We start from the raw sequence: 18,303 nt of genomic DNA, 5'->3' as shown, positions 1-18,303 counted from the left end.
GACAGGCACTGTTAAAAGTGCCTGTTAAATCTCCAAATACCTTAAATTTGTAACCTAAAATAATAGCTGTGCAGGCAAAGCGCCCTATTAGCTTAATCTAATAATAAAAACCAATATAAAAGATTTAGCTTTATGAGAATTAAAAGCACAAATTAGCTGCAAGAGTTTGCAAAAAATAAAAGTCGAGAGAAATTTAAGATTAACTAGCAAGTAATAACTTACAGCTTGTTAGGTTACTTCGTCGCTTACGAGCAGTTTTACTGCAATAATTTTCAATAGCAGCTACTCGACCTGCAGCTCCATGAAATAAGTTTTCAAACTGAGTTGTTAACGTTAACCAGTTTTCCGGTTCGAAATTCAGCCTTTTAAGGATAGAAGGTAAATGATGTTTTATATATCCGGGCTTATCCGTACCAATACAACGCCCAGTTTGCTCCACAAGCAACAGGTATGACTCTAACTCAAAAGGTATTCCCTTTGATTTATACTTGTTCATTCCACCAACAAAACGAGCAAGTAGCTTAGGCTGCTTTGATTCCTTCACGCTTTGGCATCGTTTTTTAATACTAGTATAATCAGATTGCTCTGGGGTACTCGCAGCTTTTGCACGAACGGGGTTTAAATCAACATATGCCATGCACGCTAAAAGCGCTGATTCATCAAGTAATGCTTGGCTCTTAAAACGCCCTTCCCAAAAGTGCCCTGTACACTCATCTTCTTTATTTGCACATCTGGCAATATACTCATTAAGCATTCGCATGAACCAACTAATGCTCGAAAGGCGGGCTCTGTATTCTGCAACCTCTTTATTTAAGAAGGCTTGTTGGCCGTCACTTAACGGCTCACCATGAAGAAATTTTTGACCTAAAGGCGTCATTTTACTGAGCTTATACCAGCGTAAAAGAATAGCCTTATCAGATAACCTATTTGCTTTTTTATCATCAACATAAAGCACTACATGAGTATGATTACTCATTACGGCATAAGCACACACATCAATACAAAATACCTTTGCGAGAACAAACAGGCGCACTTCAACCCATCCTCGGCGGTGTTCATATGATTTACCTGTGAGGGCATCTTCTCCGCATAGAAAGGCGCGTCTAACACAACGGGATACACAGTGATAATACTTAGTATTCGACAAACAGATTTGCCGCTTCCTTGCTAAAGCCATCGTCCACTCCTTGAACTGATAATTTGAAATGCATTAGCTGTAACTAAAGTGTAGACAAAATCTTTTTTGCCGCAAGAATAAGTTAATAGATAAAAGTGACTGTCCGTGAGATAAAAGTGACTGTCCGTGTAAATGAGTTTTACTTTTAACGTCGTAATCCTATGCTTTTGCATATATAAAACCTTCGAATATGCATAATTGCTTTACTTTTCGCTAAATGATTTCCTGCTACCTTTAAGTAAAGAACCTAGTTTATGAGGTATACAGTGAATAAATTAAATTGCTTGCTGATATTAGTACTGCTTGTATTTTCAAGTGTAGGGCATGCTGGGACAGGCGTCGCAATTGAACCTAGTAAAGCCCAAGCGTACACTCCCGCCCCTGAAAACTTAAAAGCTCGAGAACGTTTTCAAGATAATAAGTTTGGCATCTTTTTGCACTGGGGACTGTACAGTCAGCTTGGTGGTGTAGGAAGCCCCTATGGAGCCGAGTGGATCATGGAAGATTTACGTATTTCAGGCCCTAAGTATCAGCGTTTGGCTGAGTTTTTTAACCCAACTGGTTTCGATGCAGAACAGTGGGTTAAGGCGTTTAAAGATGCTGGAGCAAAGTATATCGTTATTACTTCAAAGCATCATGATGGGTTTGCTATGTACGATAGTAAAGTATCTAATTTTGATATAGTCGATAGTACACCTTATAAAAAAGACCCTATAAAAGAGCTAGCTAATTCAGCTCATAAACATGGTTTACAACTTTTCTTTTACTACTCTCAGCTTGATTGGCATCACCCAGATTACTACCCATGGGGCCGAACAGGCCATTACACTAAGCGAGAAAAAAGTGGTGACTGGGAAAAATACCTGCAATTTCAAGATGCACAACTAAAAGAGCTTTTAACTCAATATGGGCCAATTGGTGGTATTTGGTTTGATGGTTGGTGGGACCAAGAAGACTCTCAAAATTGGGATAACTGGCAACTACAACGCACTTATAAAATGATCCATGAACTACAACCAGCAACCTTAATCGTAAATAACCATCACAGATTTACTGTTCCGGGAGAGGATTATCAGGGCTTTGAACAACAGCTGCCTACTAATCAAGAACGATTAGGTGAATTACCTTTAGAAATGGCACAAACAATGAACGGTAGCTGGGGGTTCAGTTTAACTGATGATAATTACAAGACGACTAAAGAGCTCGTACAAACCTTAGTAAGTGCCGCAGGAAGAAACTCTAATTATTTACTAAATACTGGGCCTATGCCTAACGGCAAGATCCAACCAGAAAACCTAAAAACTTTTGCAGAAATCGGCCAGTGGCTCAAGGTGTTCGGTAAGAGTATATACGGTACTCGAGGCGGCCCTATTTCCCCGCAAAACTGGGGAGTTAGTACCCATAATGATGAGAGTATTTTTATTCATATTCTTAACTGGCAAGCAGATACATTGAGCATTGAGCTTGCAACTCCCATCAAGTATGCAACTAATTTAAGAACCTCAAAACCAGTTAACTTTAAACAATTTGAGGGCGCAATTACTTTAGAAGGTTTGCAGTTTAATAATGAAGAATACGTTCAAGTCATCGAGTTAAAGTTAAATGATTAACTTCTTAAGAGCTAAGGCTTAAAATCAAATATGATTGTCTAAGTAAAATATATTTAACAGTGACTGTCCTTGTAAAATTTAGGCATTAAAAAAGCGCCTCAAGGCGCTTTTTCGTGATTAAAGAATTTGATTCTCTTTCCAAGCTTGTTCTTTAGCCATGCGCTTTTTACGCTTGTCACATGGGTCGTCGCAGTCGCAAGCTTTGTCGATACCAACAGCGCCTAGACCACCACAACTACTGGCCATAGATTTCTTTTGCACAATCATGCCGACAGCCATCGCTGCCACAATTAAAATAAGTAGACCAAATGTAAGAAGAAAAAGTGACATTGCTTTGCCCCTATCGTCAGCAATTAAATCAAGCCCAACCTGTTGGGCTGTATGCATTATAAACTGCTTCTTGCCCTGCTACAAATAAGGTTTAAATGCAGGGCTTGAATAAGTTACTAAGCCATTGTCTGACTTACCAATTAAATACACTGGCAAATCATGTTCTTCAGCATATTTTTGCGCGCGCTCCATGCCCATTACTGTAAGCGCTGTGGCTAGGCCATCTGCAGTCATTGCTGATGGGTGCAACACTGTAACTGATACTAGGTCATGACGACTAGGCATACCTGTTACAGGATCAATTAGGTGGCTATATGTGACACCATCCATTTCGTAAAAAATTCGGTAATCACCTGATGTCGCAATACCATTGGTACCAGGCTCAATCACTTTATGCACTTTACGAACGCCTGGCTCAGCATCAGGCTGTTCAATTGCAATTTTCCACGTGATGTTATCAGGCTTAATACCCGATACACGAAGCTCACCACCAATTTCAACCATATAATTTGTCAGACCATGGCTTTCTATCACTTCAGCGACTTTATCAATACCATAGCCTTTGGCTGTAGCGGAAAACGATAGCTCTAAACCATCTATTGTTTTCATCAAACCTGCATCAGTAAGTTCGAGCTTATCAACACCAATCTTAGCAACCATTGCAGCCAATGCTTCATCACTTGGGCGTTTAGTTGGCTTTTTATCTGGGCCAAAACCCCACAAGTCAATAAGTGGCCCCATAGTGACATCTAACGTTTTTGTTGATTCGCCAAGGCGGATTGATTCAGCTACCACGTTTCTAAAATCAGCGCTAATTGGCATCACCTGCCCTGCTGGTAACTGGTTAAACTGATTAATTTCTGAATCTGGAATGTAAGTCGACATAGATTGATTTACATCTTTAAGCACTTGCTTAATTTCAGGGTGTAAATCAATACCTGCAATTTTTGAAGACTCAGCGTACACCTTTATGTGATAGGTGGTACCCATTGTCTTACCTTCAAAATAAAGCTCTTCGACCTTATCTGCTTGGCTGCAACCAGCCATGAGTAAAGTAATAGTTAGTAGAAAAAAGGCCATCAAACCTTGGCGATAAAACACTCTATTCATAGCATTCACCTTTTGGATACCACGCAATGTAGGTATAGAAATAAAAAAGCCTCGTAACACTGTGTGCTACGAGGCCTGTATTCTAACCAAAACTTATTGTTTTGTGTATGGTGTTAGCCACCGAAGTCATCTAATAAGATGTTTTCGTCTTCTACACCAAGATCTTTTAGCATGTTGATAACAGCCGCGTTCATCATTGGAGGACCACACATGTAGAACTCACAATCTTCAGGCGCTTCATGATCTTTCAAGTAGTTTTCATAAAGTACGTTATGGATGAAGCCTGTGTAACCTTCCCAGTTATCTTCTGGTTGTGGATCAGACAGTGCTGTGTGCCATACGAAGTTATCGTTTTCTGCAGCTAAGCCATCAAAATCTTCTACGTAGAACATTTCACGCTTAGAACGTGCACCATACCAGAAACTCATCTTACGCTTAGATTTTAAACGCTTAAGTTGGTCAAAGATATGTGAACGCATTGGTGCCATACCTGCACCACCACCTACGAATACCATTTCTGCATCAGTGTCTTTCGCGAAGAACTCACCGAATGGACCAGAAATAGTCACTTTATCACCTGCTTTAAGTGACCAAATGTACGAAGACATTTTACCACATGGAAGGCTTAGGTCTCTTGGTGGCGGCGTAGCGATACGCACGTTAAGCATGATGATGCCTTCTTCTTCTGGGTAGTTAGCCATTGAGTATGCACGAATTGTTTCTTCGTCTACTTTAGACTCCAGATCGAAGAAACCGAAGTGGTTCCAGTCGCCACGATACTCTTCAGGAATATCGAAGTCAGCATATTTAACGTGGTGCGCTGGTGCTTCAATTTGAATATAACCACCTGCACGGAATGGTACAGACTCACCATCAGGAATTTGTAGTTTAAGTTCCTTGATGAATGTCGCTTTGTTATCGTTAGAGATAACCGTACAATCCCACTTTTTAACACCGAAAATTGACTCTTCAAGTTCAATTTCCATGTCGTTTTTAACATTTACCTGACACGCTAAACGGCAGCCTTCACGAGCTTCACCTTTAGAGATGTGATCAAGTTCTGTTGGTAAGATATCACCGCCACCTTCTTTGATGTGTACACGACACTGACCACAAGAGCCACCGCCACCACACGCAGATGAAACGAAGATACCTGAATCAGCTAGCGCGCCTAATAGCTTGCTACCTGCTGATGTTGTAATAGCTTTTTCTGGGTCGCCATTAATACCGATGGTGATATCGCCGCTTGCTACTAATTTAGATTTAGCACCAATGATAACTAAAACTAAAATAACAACGATAGCGATGAAAACACCAACGCCTAAGAAAATCTCATTCATGATTTATCCTCGCTACCTATTAAAGTGAAATACCAGAGAATGACATAAAGCCAAGACCCATAAGACCAACAGTGATGAAAGTAATACCTAAACCACGTAAGCCATCAGGAACGTCTGAGTACTTCATTTTTTCACGGATACCAGCAAGTAAAGTAATTGCTAGTGCCCAGCCCACACCTGAACCGATACCATAAACAACAGACTCGCCGAAGTTATAGTTACGCTCAACCATGAAAGATACCGCACCGAAGATTGCACAGTTAACTGTGATCAGTGGTAAGAAGATACCTAACGCGTTGTAAAGTGCAGGGAAGAACTTATCTAATGCCATTTCAAGAATTTGTACAAGTGCTGCAATAACACCGATGAAAGTCAAGAAACGTAAGAAGCTAAGGTCTGCTTCTGGGTAGCCAAGCCACTCTAATGCACCTGGTGCAAGAACAGCGTGATAAACCAAGTTATTTACTGGTACTGAGATACCTAGTACCACGATAACTGCCACACCTAGGCCGATTGACGTTGTTACTTTCTTTGATACAGCAAGGAAAGTACACATACCTAGGAAGAAGGCTAAAGCTAAGTTTTCAATGAAAACTGCTTTTACAAATAAACTAATATAATGTTCCACTGCTCGCCCCTTACGCTTTTGCTTCTACTTGGTCTTTCTTGAAGGTACGAAGTACCCAAATAAATAAACCAATAATGAAGAATGCACTCGGTGGTAAAATCAATAGACCCATTGGTTGATACCAGCCACCGTTTTGTACTAGTGGGATAATATCAACACCGAATAGTGAACCTTTACCGAATAACTCACGGATGAAACCAACAGTTAATAGCACTACTGAGTAGCCTAAACCGTTACCGATACCGTCTAGGAAAGACATTAGCGGTGGTGACTTCATTGCGTATGCTTCAGCACGACCCATTACGATACAGTTTGTAATGATTAGACCAACGAATACAGAAAGCTCTTTTGCTGTTGCATAAGAGAAAGCTTGTAGTACTTGGTCAACAACGATTACAAGTGATGCAATGATCGTCATTTGCACGATGATACGTACAGATGATGGGATATGGTTACGAATTGACGAAATAAACAAGCTAGAGAATGCAGTTACTAGCGTCAATGCGATTGACATGATAAGTGCATTTTTTAAGCTTGAAGTAACCGCTAGTGCAGAACAAATACCAAGTACTTGTAGTGCGATCGGGTTATTTGCGAATACCGGGCCAAATAGGACCGACTTCATTTCTTTAGTATCAGCCATTATTTCAACGCTCCTTCACGTACTTTCGCAAGGAAAGGACCAAAACCGTTTTCGCCAGTCCAAAAGTCAACTGTGTGATCAACACCGTTTGAAGTTAATGTTGCACCAGAAAGACCATCAATTTGATGTTCGTTCTTTGCACCGCTCTTCATGATATTGATTGGTAACTCTTTACCTTGCCATTTAGCAGTCCATTGTGGATTTTGAATTTCACCACCCAGACCTGGCGTTTCGTTGTGCTTGAAGAAATTGATGTTCTTAACAGTTTCACCATCGCTTTCAAGCGCTAAGAAGCCATACATAACACCCCAAAGGCCGTAACCTTGGATAGGTAGAATGATTGCATCAACTGAGTCGTCTGGTTTTTTCGAGATATAAACAGGTGAATTTTTTGTCATACGCTGAATACCAGCGATGTCTTTAATTCCTTCTGCTTTTAACGCAAAGCTACGTGCTTGGTCAAACTTAGTTTTCTCGAAATCGAATGAGTTAGGATCAACACCTTCAACAAATTCACCAGTGTTCATATCTACTACACGTGCTTCGATTCTAGAATTGAACGTATCAGATACAGAACCTGACACTTCAATATCAGCCGCAGCTAAGATATTACGTTGGATATCTTGTGTTTTGTTAGCTTGCTGTAAAGGACGAAGCTGAACTGAAGCAAACGATACGATGATTGCACACACTAAACATAGTGCAACAACAACGGTTAGCGTTTTGCCGATTGATTCGTTATTACTAGACATTACGTGCCAACCTCCGCTTGATATTAGCTTGCACTACAAAGTGATCGAATAATGGTGCAAATAAGTTAGCAAATAAGATTGCTAGCATCATACCTTCTGGGAATGCCGGGTTAACAACACGGATCATTACAACCATAAAGCCGATTAACGCACCGTAAGCGAACTTACCTTTGTCAGTGAATGATGCAGATACTGGGTCTGTTGCCATGAAGAACATACCAAATGCAAAACCACCAAGAACTAAGTGCCAGTGCCAAGGCATAGCAAATACTGCGTTAGTTTCTGAACCAATTGTATTCAGTAAGAATGACGTTGCAACCATACCTAGGAATACACCTAGTACGATACGCCATGAAGCGATACGCACGTAAATTAGGAATAAACCACCGATTAATAGTGCTAGTGTTGACGTTTCACCTACAGAACCTTGAATGAAACCGTAGAACGCATTCCACCATAGTTCCATGTTGCTGTAATCAAGTGAACCAACCACTGCTTGACCAAGCATAGTTGCACCAGAGAATGAATCTACTGCAGTCCATACTGTGTCACCTGAAATTTGCGCTGGGTATGCGAAGAATAAGAACGCACGACCGGCAAGAGCAGGGTTAAGGAAGTTACGACCTGTACCACCAAAGATTTCTTTAGCGATTACAACACCAAACGTAATACCTAGTGCAACTTGCCATAAGGGAATCGTTGCAGGTAGGATTAGTGCGAATAGTACAGATGTTACGAAGAAACCTTCATTTACTTCGTGCTTACGCACTGAAGCAAATAACACTTCCCAGAAACCACCCACAGCAAATGTTACTGCGTATATTGGTAGGAAGAAGCAGGCACCGTAAAACATTTTCGCGCCCCAACCAGATTCAGCAGTTAACTCACCACCGAATAATTGGAACAGACCAACTTGCCATGTATTTGCTAGTTCAAAACCTTGTGCTAAAGCACCTGCGGCCTGATGACCGATGTTGAACATACCAAAGAACATTGCAGGGAACGTTGCCATCCACACTAAAATCATCATACGTTTTAGGTCGATGTTATCGCGAACGTGTGTTTTGCCTTTATTTACGTAACCAGGCGTATAAAAAATAGTCGCTGCAGCTTCGTAAAGCGCATACCATTTCTCGTGTTTACCACCCGGTTCAAAATGCGGCTCAATATCTTCTAGAAATTTCTTTAAACCCATCTCTCTAGCCTTCCTTCTCGATCGTAGTCAAGCAATCGCGTAGGATTGAACCATACTCGTATTTACCTGGACAAACGAAGGTACATAATGCTAAATCTTCTTCATCAAGCTCTAGCGCACCTAACGAAATTGCACCATCAAGATCACGTGCGATTAAATCACGTAATAATAGTGTAGGTAGGATGTCTAAAGGCATAACACGCTCATAGCTACCAATTGGAACCATGGCACGCTTCGAACCACCTGTTGAAGTCGTCATGTTAAATAGACGGCTTGGTGTTAGGTGAGATAAGAAGGTACGTGTTACTGAGAACTTATTAGCACCTGGTGCAATCCAACCGAATAGCTCTTTTTCGCGACCTTCAAGTAATACAGATACTTGAACATGGTAACGACCTAAGAACGCATGTGGACCTTGAGAAATAGCACCTGACAGCACTGAACCAGAAATCACACGGTTATCACCGTCTTCTAATTCGCCAGCAACTAAATCATCTAAAGATGCGCCAAGCTGAGTTCTAACTAAGCGTGGGTTTTTAACACGAGGACCAGCAAGAGAAACAACACGGTCTGTGAATATTTCACCTGTCAGGAACAAATTACCAAACGCGATTACGTCTTGGTAACCTAAGTGCCAAACCTGCTTGCTAGCAGAAACTGGGTCTAAGTGATGAATGTGTGTACCAACAAGGCCAGCCGGATGTTTGCCACCAAACTCATGTACTTCTACTTGAGGGATTGATGAACTAGGCACTTGGCTACCAGCTTGTTTACAAACAAATACTTTGCCGTCAGTTAAACGAGATACCACAGCTAAACCAGCTTCAAATGCTTGAGTGTTTTCAGCAATGATCACTGCAGGATCTGCAGCTAGCGGGTTAGTGTCGATAGCCGTTACAAAGATAGAGCTAGGATTTGCATCCAAAGCAGCTACTTTGCTGAATGGGCGAGCACGTAGTGCTGTCCATTGACCTGACTGAACCAGTACTTCTTTCACTTTTTCACGGTCTAAGCTCGAAAGCTCATCGGCCTTGAAAGAGTCAAAGGTGATTTGCTCACTGCCATTAACTTCAATAACAACAGATTGCAGCACACGTTTAGCACCACGATTAATTTCTTTTACTACCCCAGAAGCTGGTGCAGTAAATAAGACGCCTGGGTTCTTTTTGTCTTCAAAAAGTACCTGGCCTTTTTTGACTTGGTCATCCACGCGAACATGCATGGTTGGACGCATACCAATATATTCTTCACCTAGCACAGCTACACGTTTGACGGCAGAACCATCATGAATAACTTGCTGAGGTGCGCCCTCTATCGGTAAATCCAGACCTTTTTTTATGTTGATCATACGCACTTGCATTACATTAACGGAAAGAAACTGAAAAATCGTACCAACCACGTCGCCTTTTGATATGCTCAGGTTAAATTCTAAATATCAAAGAATAGCCTGTTTAACACCCCAAACAAGCAACGCAGTAAACTCCTCACATATATTACCCGAATTTTAACATCAATCAGGGTGACTATGCGAGAGCAAATATGAAATTTATACGACAGATGTGATTATTTAGACTACAAAAACCATTTGAATAAAATTCAATATAGACCAAAGTGCTATTGATGCAGATTTATTTTCATCCACAAACATAAAAAGTCGCTTAAAAAAGCGACTTTTCAAAATAAAGTTTGTTTATCGATTAATCGATAAGCTGCGAAATCGCAACATCAGGATTCACATCTTGCTCGTAATCTACACTGTCGATACCAAAACCGAATAAACGTAAAAATTCGTTGTGGTAACCCACGTAATCCGTTAATTCGTCAATGGTATCTGTATCTACAGTATCCCAAACATGTTGTACACGAGCTTGAACATCATCTTCTAACTCTTTGTAATTTTGGAATAAGTGACCACCGTCATCAAAACGTGGCGTCTCACCGTAAAGGTTTTCAGTAAATAACGCGTGAATTTGCTCTATTGTGCCTTCATATGTACCGTCTGCTTTCATTACTTTGAATAAAGCAGAAATATATAAAGGCATAATTGGAATTGCCGAGCTTGCTTGTGTTACAACCGCATTTAATGAAGACACATACGCTTCACCATTTAAGTCTTTCGTAGACTCTTTGATTGCTTGCGTTGCACGGTCAAGATCTTCTTTGGCTTTACCGATTGTCGCATGACCGTAAATTGGCCAGGTTAATTCTTTACCAATATATGTGTAGGCAGTCGTTTTGAAGTTATCAGCAAGAACATCCGCTTCTTTTAATGCGTCAATCCACATTTCCCAATCTTCACCGCCCATAACTTTAATTGTATTGTCGATGTCTTCTTGGCTTGCTGCTTCAACCGTTACTTCATCAATCACACGCTTTGAAGTGTTTAGATTCTTCGTTGTGATATCAGAACCAATTGGCTTAAGCGTTGACGAGTAAGTTTCGCCCGTATTTGGATCAGTACGACGAGGAGACGCAAGGCTGTAGATAACTAAATCAACTTTACCTAGATCAGCTTTGATAGTATCAATTGCTTTTTGCTTAATTTCGTTAGAAAACGCATCGCCATTGATATTCTTAGACCACAAACCTGCTTCTTCAGCTGCCGCTTGAAATGCTGCAGTATTATACCAACCTGCAGAGCCTGTTTTACGCTCGCTACCTTCTTTTTCAAAGAAAATACCTAACGTTTTCGCACCGCCACCAAACGCAGCAGTAATACGCGAGGCTAGGCCGTACCCAGTAGACGCACCAATAACGAGTACATTCTTTGGTGCGTTGCTCAGTGGTCCTTGCGCTTTCACATAGTTAATTTGTTCTTGTACATGCTCAGCACAGCCTACCGGGTGTGCGTTAGTGCAAATAAATCCACGAATTTTAGGCTTAATGACCATTGATCATCCTATATCTATCACAATAAAAATTAGCGCTAGTTTAAAGGCTAATAGTTAAAATACAGGTCTGATCAGTATAAAACTGTTCAGACCCACTGAAATCTTTCTGGGGTAAGCACCCATTTAGAGTGACTGTCCACTTAACTTTGGGTGACTGTCCTACTAATTTAGTCGAACTTTGAGCCCCCTAAGCATTTAGGTGATTCAGGTGCCTGTCCTTGTTGTTCACTAAACTCTTCAGGAGTAAATGTGTGGATCGCTAATGCATGAATGTGGTTTGCTAATTCATCTTTTAATAGCTCATTAATTTGACGATGTCGGGCAAGTAAGCGTTTACCTGCAAACTCTTCACTCACAACCACCACTTTAAAATGCGATTCGGTTCCACGGCTATGCATATGGCTTTCATTGACAACATTCAGGTGTTTACATTCGATACCCGCAGCGAGCTTTTCCTCAATTTGTTGTTGCATTGACATGTGTCATAGACCTTTAATTGCAAAATAATTGGCCGTTACTATATCAAGGGCGTAGCTCATTTTACCAATAATTTTATCGTATTGAGCGAAAGGTAAGATTAATTCGAGGATGTTTTAACCTTTGTTGTTTGGGCAAGCAATGCTGGTAATCACGCTGACTATGGCCATTCATAATTAAGCAGCTACCACTTTGTAAAATAAGATCGTGTTGCTCATTAGTATGTTTATGCTTTATTTTGAATTTCCGCTCAGCCCCCAGAGATATTGATGCGATAGTCGGCTGCTGGCCGAGCTCTTTTTCATCATCGCTGTGCCAGCCCATACAATCTTGACCATCACGGTATAAATTTACCAATAATGCATTAAAAGGTATCTGCAATTGCGCTGTTAAACGTTTACGCATGGCATCAAGCACCGCTGGCCAAGGTTCAACAATTAGCTGGGACCCTGAATAGCTATAATTAACATTCGGATCAGCAATAAAGCACTGCAAACGGGGGATCACATGACTTTTTCCATAAACTTTAATAGAAGGCTGCTGCCAATTAAGATGCTGCTGTAGGTAATAAAATAAATCGAGACTTTTTTGCGCACTTAAAGCCTTCGCTTGATAAGAAAACCCCTCAGGTAAATGATTAGGGTTGGCGTTTGGCTGTTGCATGTTAGAATTTACCTATACTTAAATACTTATCGTAAAATCATGATGACCACCCAAGCACAGCTCGGTGATAACACCTATACCCTAGAACGTTTTCCTTTAGATCAAAAAAATCGCAGTCTTCAAGCCTGGGATTCTGGTGATGAATACCTTGTCAATTATGTACAAGAACATCATCCTGACGCAAATTCAGTGCTCATTTTGAATGACAGCTTTGGCGCACTTGCTTGCGCATTCAGTTCATTAACAGTTTATTCAGTTAACGATTCGTATATTGGTCATCAAGCAACACGTTACAATTTAAAAGCCAATGAGTTAACGATTGATTCAGTTAAGCAGCTTCATTCATTACAAGCTTTACCAAGCCAGGTTGATTTAGTGATCTTAAAAGTGCCCCGCAATTTAGGCTATTTACAGCATCAGCTTGCAGCTATTAGCGCAGCTCTTCCTAAAGACATTGCAGTTATTGCCGCAGGTAAGACCAAAGATATCCATAATTCAACAATTAAAGCCTTTAATCAGTATATTGGTGATACCTCAACCAGCTTAGCAGTTAAAAAGTCTCGCTTAGTAATCAGTAAAACCAGTGGCTTTGATAAAAAAGCCCCCTTCCCTGTAAGTTGGCCACTTGAAGGCAGTGAATTTGAAATTCAAAACCATGCGAATGTATTTTCTAGAGATTCGTTAGACATTGGCGCACGTTTTTTCTTTAACTATTTACCACAAACTAGCAAAGCTCGTCGTATTATTGATTTAGGCTGTGGCAACGGCGTAGTTGGCTTGATGACTTTAAAACGCTGCCCTAAAGCCCATGTCACTTTTGTTGACGAATCGTATATGGCCGTTGAATCAGCAAAACTAAATGTTACCCACAATCTACCTGAACAACTTGAGCAATGTGAGTTTATACAAAACGATTGCTTAACCGGTTTTGAACCTGACAGTGCTGACCTTGTTTTATGTAACCCACCGTTTCACCAAGCACAAGCTGTGACTGATCACATCGCTTGGCAAATGTTTAAACAAGCCAAACATACTCTTAAACAAGGTGGTGAATTAAGGATTATCGGTAATCGCCACCTCGACTACCATGAAAAACTAAAGCGCATGTTCGGCAATTGCAAACTATTAGGTTCTAACAAAAAGTTTGTCGTACTTAGTGCAACTAAAAATCATTGATGGAGCAATCTAGATGAGAAAGTTACTTTCTTTATGTGCATTATTAGCGCTTGCTGGGTGTAGTAATCAGCCTAATCAGCTAATTTTAAACCCTGTTTATCAAAGTGGTAAAATCACCCATATAGATAGCAACGTAAGTACCAGTGTTATTGATTTAAGAGGTGATAATGTCACTCTAAAAATCATTGAATCCGGTAAAGTGAAGACTTTAGCCAGCCCAGGAATAGCAGATTCGCTCAAGAGTACCCTCGATAGCGCATTGAGTAGAAATGGAGCCAATATTTCTAACCTTGCAACAACTCGCTTTGAAGTTGACATTCATAAACTACAAGCCGTCGTAACTGAAAAACTGATAACACACACAAGTGTTGCCAGTATTGAGTTAGGTGTTCGTGTGATCAGAAATAACAGCAACTTTAGTAAGGTGTATCGAGGTGGTGCTAATTTAGAAGGGCCTTTAAGTCATGACCGTGCGAAAATTGAAAGTCAGCTTAATAAGTTGACTGAACAATTAATTACCCGCATTGTATCTGACCCAGAATTAATCGCTTATTTAGAGGGGTAACTATGAAGCGCATTCTCTTACTCAGTTTTATTTTATTATTTGCTCACAGTTCATTTGCAGCAACTGAAGGTAAGTTTATTCAAAAAGACAATATGTTTCCACGTGTTGAAATTGTCACGACACTTGGCAGCATCGTGGTTGAAATGGACCGCTCTCGTGCGCCGATTACCGTGAATAACTTTTTAACCTACGTTGCTGATGGCAGTTACCAAGGCAGTGTTTTTCACCGTGTAGAACGCGACGACGATAACGAACGCGATTTTGTGATCCAAGGCGGGGGTTATGACAAAGACTACGATGGCTTGCACGAATACGACCCTATTTTTAACGAAAGTGGTAATGGCTTAAAAAATGATATGTACAGTATCGCTATGGCGTACCAAGACCGTAAGCCGCACTCAGGCACTCGCCAATTCTTTTTTAACATGGACGACAATGACCATTTAAACCCGGGCCGCGATTGGGGCTTTGCCGTATTTGGTATGGTTATGGATGGCTATGAAACACTTGATAAAATTATGCGTACAGAAACCGCATACAACGAAAAAATTGGTTACAGCTTTGTACCAAAAACACCTATCGTTATTTTAAACGTTAAAGTGCTTGACGCTAATCAATAATAATTAGGGGCTTCTTAGCCCCATCAATTGGCAATACTATGACAAACCCGCTTTCAATTTCAGAGTACTTTTCGTATTTCAAAGACAAACGTTTAATCAACATTTTTATCTTTGGTATCAGCAGTGGCTTTCCATGGGTGTTGATTGGCTCTGTTTTGTCGGCATGGTTAAAAGATGAGGGCCTAAGCCGAAGCATGATCGGCTTATTTGGTATAGTTTTCGGTGCTTACAGTATTAACTTTTTATGGTCTCCATTAGTTGACCGCGTCAAGTTACCATTCTTATTCAATTGGCTTGGTCAGCGCCGCAGCTGGATTTTATTGTGCCAGTCAGTCATTTTTATTGGCACCTTTGCACTAGCAGGTTTAGATATTAAAGCTAACCTCTGGTTTGCAGCGGCAATTTGTTTAGTCATTGCTATTGCATCTGCGACCCAAGATATTGCTATTGATGCATTTCGTATTGATACCTTAGCCGAGAATGAAAGCCATAAAGCTACCGCTGCAGCAGCGATGGCAACATCAGGTTGGTGGAGTGGCTATGCTTTACTTGGTGCCTTGCCTTTTTATTTAGCTGACATTCCATCAATTGACTGGCCTGAAGTTTATTTTTTCTTATCTGTTGTCATGTTATTACTGATGAGCAGTGTTTTTTGGGCAAAAGAGCCTGATTCTAACCGCGAACTTGTGCAAGCTGAACTTGAACGCACTTACCAACAAAAGTTAGCTGGTGCCAAACAAAGCAAACTGACAAAAATAATCGCATGGCTTGCTGTAACTGTTATTGATCCATTCAAAACCTTCTTTGCGCGTAATGGTGTTAAAACAGCACTCGCATTATTAGCTTTTATCTTCTTATTTAAAATTGGTGAAGCCTTTTTAGGGCGAATGTCTATTGTGTTCTATAAAGAAGTAGGCTTTACGAATAGTGACATTGCCACCTTCTCGAAAGTGGGCACTGCAGTGCTTACCATCGCGTTCACATTCTTAGGGAGTCTATTTAATCAACGCTATGGCATTGTAAAGGGCTTGTTTATTAGTGGTATTGCGATGGCTGCTTCAAACTTAGCTTTTGCTTGGATTGCTATTGCGGGCCCTAAATTGAGTCTGTATGCCTTTGCCATTATCGTTGATGGCTTTACCCAAGCATGGTCTCTCGTTGCTATGGTGGCATTTATATCTATGCTCTGCGACAGAGCATTTAGTGCAACGCATTACGCGCTTCTTGCCTCATTAGGTAATTTAGGTAGAACTTTGCTTTCAAGTTACAGCGGCGTTGTAATTGATGATTGGTTAGATGGTAACTGGGCCATGTTTTTTGTGCTAACAGCACTTATGGTTATTCCATCATTGGTATTTTTGTTCTTAATTCGCCATAAGCTTTATGCGTTAGAAAACAACTACCACAAAAACAATTAACAAAATAAAAACATATGTAAATAAAGTATAGGGATTACAATAGCAGGGCTTAAATAGTGCATCCATGCACTATTCATACTATATGCTAGAAGTTAAAAACTTCTGGGTAGTCAACAATTATGCGTCTTTTAATAAGTTAAGACCTTCGTATGGGTCAACTTCTAGCGCATCACAATAACGCATAAACTCAATAACATCTAAACGACGCTCTTGGTTTTCAATTTTACCAATAAAAGAGTGAGGCGTACCTAACACTTGTGCAAGACTGCGCATTGTGTGACCTTTCTCATGGCGCTTCGTCTTAAGCCATTTCGTTAATTTTGAGTTTTCTTCAGAAGAAACTGTTTTACCCATCATAAAATACATCTCCTACTAGATGATTTAAATTAAAAATTTAGAGTGAAATTTTGCCCGTCTCACTCCTGAACACATTATATACTAATAACTTATGCTTTGGATGAATAATTATACAAATGTCCTTCTTTTAGGAATGGACCGCATAGTTAAACAAACTTAATTGTAGCTAAAATTAAAGCATGTGCTCTATTGCCAGTTGTTAACTGTACCAAAAAATTAATCAATTGAAACCTTATCACACTTAAATTATCGCTTTATAAACTGTAAATTTATGCTTAAAGTGTATGTAAATACTGAAAAAGGTTAAGAAATGTTTCGTATATTATTTTTGTTGCCAATTGTACTCTGTGTAGCGTGGTACCTGTTTCTTAGACACAATCGTGTACCAATTAAGCAGGGGAAAAAAGGATTTGTATATATATTAATCGCCTCTGTATTCGTTTTGGGCTTTTTTTTACTGATGATTAAAGTGACTCAACACTAGAGTCACTTATTATTAATCAAGGCGCAACGAAGTTACCTAAACGAGCTAACGATTTCGTTTTCTTAGCACTAATAAGCAAGGAGAACTGTGTCGTATGGTCTCGAATACCAATCTGCCAATTACTGCAATAACCTATTGCAGCAACGACGTTTACTGACTGAACCACAACACAATACCCTTATATAGATGCATGCCTAGAACCTCAAAATGAACCTATTCCTTTTATAAGTTCTTACTCAACAACCAAGCTTTCAAACTCAGCCCTTAACTTTGGCAATGCGATCTGAACAGGTTGATTGATGTGTATTTTCAGCTAGCTGCTGATGCGTGAGTGCATTAATGAAGGGATTAAGAGAGTATGAACAATAAAAAAGCCACATCAAGTGGCTTTTTCAAAAAAATTTTAAACGCTAAAGCTAGCTCCGCAACCACAAGTTGTTGTTGCGTTAGGGTTGTTAACGAAGAAACGTGCGCCCTCTAACCCTTCAGTATAATCTACCGTACCATCGACTAAGTATTGAATACTCATCGGGTCGACCACTAAGGTAACACCGTTTTTTTCAATCTCTAAATCGCCAGGGTTGGCTTTTTCATCAAAAGTAAAACCGTACTGAAACCCAGAACAACCACCACCTGTTACATAAACACGTAGCTTTAGATCCGGATTCTCTTCTTCTTCGATTAACTGTTTAACACGAACAGCTGCTGCATCGCTGAACTTAATTGGCAACTCATCAGACATACCAAGACCCTCAAAACCTATAATGTGGCGATTATCTAATACCCGAGTGTTTTAATCAAGTATCTCAAGGGAGCAATATCCGTACTTAATAACAGCACGGGTAGGCTATACACTTTAAACTCATC

General features: G+C 40.2%; 19 protein-coding genes. 5 read left to right on the top strand and 14 right to left on the bottom strand.

The features are described from left to right. Positions 1-199 precede the first annotated feature (199 nt). The gene (locus E5N72_RS06610; protein WP_135923743.1) at positions 200-1,177 is read right to left on the bottom strand and encodes a transposase; all 978 of its coding nucleotides are present in this window, start codon (positions 1,175-1,177) and stop codon (positions 200-202) included. 266 nt (positions 1,178-1,443) lie between these two features. Between E5N72_RS06610 and E5N72_RS06605 the strand changes: the two genes are divergently transcribed. Further along, positions 1,444-2,787, top strand: coding sequence for an alpha-L-fucosidase (locus tag E5N72_RS06605; protein WP_205994300.1), 1,344 nt, complete (start codon positions 1,444-1,446; stop codon positions 2,785-2,787). A gap of 117 nt (positions 2,788-2,904) precedes the next feature. On the opposite strand, the gene nqrM is transcribed toward E5N72_RS06605, so the two are convergent. The 11 genes from nqrM to E5N72_RS06550 all read right to left on the bottom strand — a co-directional run bounded on the left by nqrM (position 2,905) and on the right by E5N72_RS06550 (position 12,816). Continuing rightward, the gene (gene nqrM, locus E5N72_RS06600; protein ID WP_036966498.1) at positions 2,905-3,117 is read right to left on the bottom strand and encodes a (Na+)-NQR maturation NqrM; all 213 of its coding nucleotides are present in this window, start codon (positions 3,115-3,117) and stop codon (positions 2,905-2,907) included. Positions 3,118-3,195: 78 nt separating this feature from the next. Next, the gene (locus tag E5N72_RS06595) at positions 3,196-4,227 is read right to left on the bottom strand and encodes an FAD:protein FMN transferase (protein WP_135923741.1); all 1,032 of its coding nucleotides are present in this window, start codon (positions 4,225-4,227) and stop codon (positions 3,196-3,198) included. A gap of 113 nt (positions 4,228-4,340) precedes the next feature. Continuing rightward, on the bottom strand, positions 4,341-5,567 hold the full coding sequence (gene nqrF, locus E5N72_RS06590) for an NADH:ubiquinone reductase (Na(+)-transporting) subunit F (protein WP_135923740.1): 1,227 nt from the start codon (positions 5,565-5,567) through the stop codon (positions 4,341-4,343). A 19-nt stretch (positions 5,568-5,586) separates the two neighbouring features. Continuing rightward, complete coding sequence (gene nqrE / locus E5N72_RS06585) at positions 5,587-6,195, bottom strand: NADH:ubiquinone reductase (Na(+)-transporting) subunit E (protein WP_016708692.1); 609 nt, start codon at positions 6,193-6,195, stop codon at positions 5,587-5,589. Positions 6,196-6,205: 10 nt separating this feature from the next. Then, positions 6,206-6,838, bottom strand: coding sequence for an NADH:ubiquinone reductase (Na(+)-transporting) subunit D (locus tag E5N72_RS06580; RefSeq protein ID WP_054554281.1), 633 nt, complete (start codon positions 6,836-6,838; stop codon positions 6,206-6,208). After that, the gene (locus E5N72_RS06575; protein WP_135923739.1) at positions 6,838-7,590 is read right to left on the bottom strand and encodes a Na(+)-translocating NADH-quinone reductase subunit C; all 753 of its coding nucleotides are present in this window, start codon (positions 7,588-7,590) and stop codon (positions 6,838-6,840) included. The genes E5N72_RS06580 and E5N72_RS06575 overlap by 1 nt, the downstream gene beginning before the upstream one ends. Further along, positions 7,583-8,785 carry an NADH:ubiquinone reductase (Na(+)-transporting) subunit B gene (locus tag E5N72_RS06570; protein WP_135923738.1) on the bottom strand — a complete coding sequence of 401 codons (1,203 nt, stop codon included), beginning with the start codon at positions 8,783-8,785 and terminating at the stop codon, positions 7,583-7,585. Before E5N72_RS06570 ends, E5N72_RS06575 begins: the two co-directional genes overlap by 8 nt. Before the next feature lie 4 nt (positions 8,786-8,789). Next, entirely contained in the window at positions 8,790-10,133 is a 1,344-nt protein-coding gene (locus tag E5N72_RS06565; RefSeq protein WP_135923737.1) for a Na(+)-translocating NADH-quinone reductase subunit A, read from the bottom strand. 349 nt (positions 10,134-10,482) lie between these two features. Continuing rightward, a complete protein-coding gene (fabV, locus tag E5N72_RS06560) occupies positions 10,483-11,676 on the bottom strand; it encodes an enoyl-ACP reductase FabV (RefSeq protein ID WP_135923736.1) in 1,194 nt (397 codons plus the stop codon). 167 nt (positions 11,677-11,843) lie between these two features. Next, positions 11,844-12,155: a BolA/IbaG family iron-sulfur metabolism protein gene (locus E5N72_RS06555; protein WP_135923735.1), complete on the bottom strand. Its 312-nt coding sequence runs from the start codon at positions 12,153-12,155 to the stop codon at positions 11,844-11,846. Between the two features lie 73 nt (positions 12,156-12,228). After that, positions 12,229-12,816 (bottom strand): alpha-ketoglutarate-dependent dioxygenase AlkB, encoded by a 588-nt coding sequence (locus E5N72_RS06550; protein ID WP_135923734.1) that lies wholly within the window; start codon positions 12,814-12,816, stop codon positions 12,229-12,231. 42 nt (positions 12,817-12,858) lie between these two features. Between E5N72_RS06550 and E5N72_RS06545 the strand changes: the two genes are divergently transcribed. From E5N72_RS06545 to E5N72_RS06530, 4 genes are read left to right on the top strand one after another with little or no spacing between them, the layout of a single operon-like run. Then, positions 12,859-13,992 carry a methyltransferase gene (locus tag E5N72_RS06545; protein ID WP_135926244.1) on the top strand — a complete coding sequence of 378 codons (1,134 nt, stop codon included), beginning with the start codon at positions 12,859-12,861 and terminating at the stop codon, positions 13,990-13,992. A gap of 13 nt (positions 13,993-14,005) precedes the next feature. Beyond that, positions 14,006-14,557, top strand: coding sequence for a YajG family lipoprotein (locus E5N72_RS06540; protein WP_135923733.1), 552 nt, complete (start codon positions 14,006-14,008; stop codon positions 14,555-14,557). Positions 14,558-14,559: 2 nt separating this feature from the next. Next, positions 14,560-15,177 (top strand): peptidylprolyl isomerase, encoded by a 618-nt coding sequence (locus E5N72_RS06535; protein WP_135923732.1) that lies wholly within the window; start codon positions 14,560-14,562, stop codon positions 15,175-15,177. A 38-nt stretch (positions 15,178-15,215) separates the two neighbouring features. Further along, positions 15,216-16,595, top strand: a complete 1,380-nt coding sequence (locus tag E5N72_RS06530) for an MFS transporter (RefSeq protein WP_135923731.1) — start codon at positions 15,216-15,218, stop codon at positions 16,593-16,595. Positions 16,596-16,712: 117 nt separating this feature from the next. Here the strand turns inward: E5N72_RS06530 and E5N72_RS06525 are convergent, their stop codons facing one another. Then, positions 16,713-16,952 (bottom strand): helix-turn-helix transcriptional regulator, encoded by a 240-nt coding sequence (locus E5N72_RS06525; protein WP_054562310.1) that lies wholly within the window; start codon positions 16,950-16,952, stop codon positions 16,713-16,715. Between the two features lie 887 nt (positions 16,953-17,839). After that, positions 17,840-18,178, bottom strand: coding sequence for an iron-sulfur cluster insertion protein ErpA (gene erpA, locus E5N72_RS06520; RefSeq protein ID WP_135923730.1), 339 nt, complete (start codon positions 18,176-18,178; stop codon positions 17,840-17,842). Positions 18,179-18,303 lie beyond the last annotated feature (125 nt).

The sequence above is a fragment of the Pseudoalteromonas sp. MEBiC 03607 genome, from assembly GCF_004792295.1.
GTDB classification, from domain to species: domain Bacteria; phylum Pseudomonadota; class Gammaproteobacteria; order Enterobacterales; family Alteromonadaceae; genus Pseudoalteromonas; species Pseudoalteromonas lipolytica_C.
This window is presented reverse-complemented; position numbering and strand designations above follow the sequence as displayed.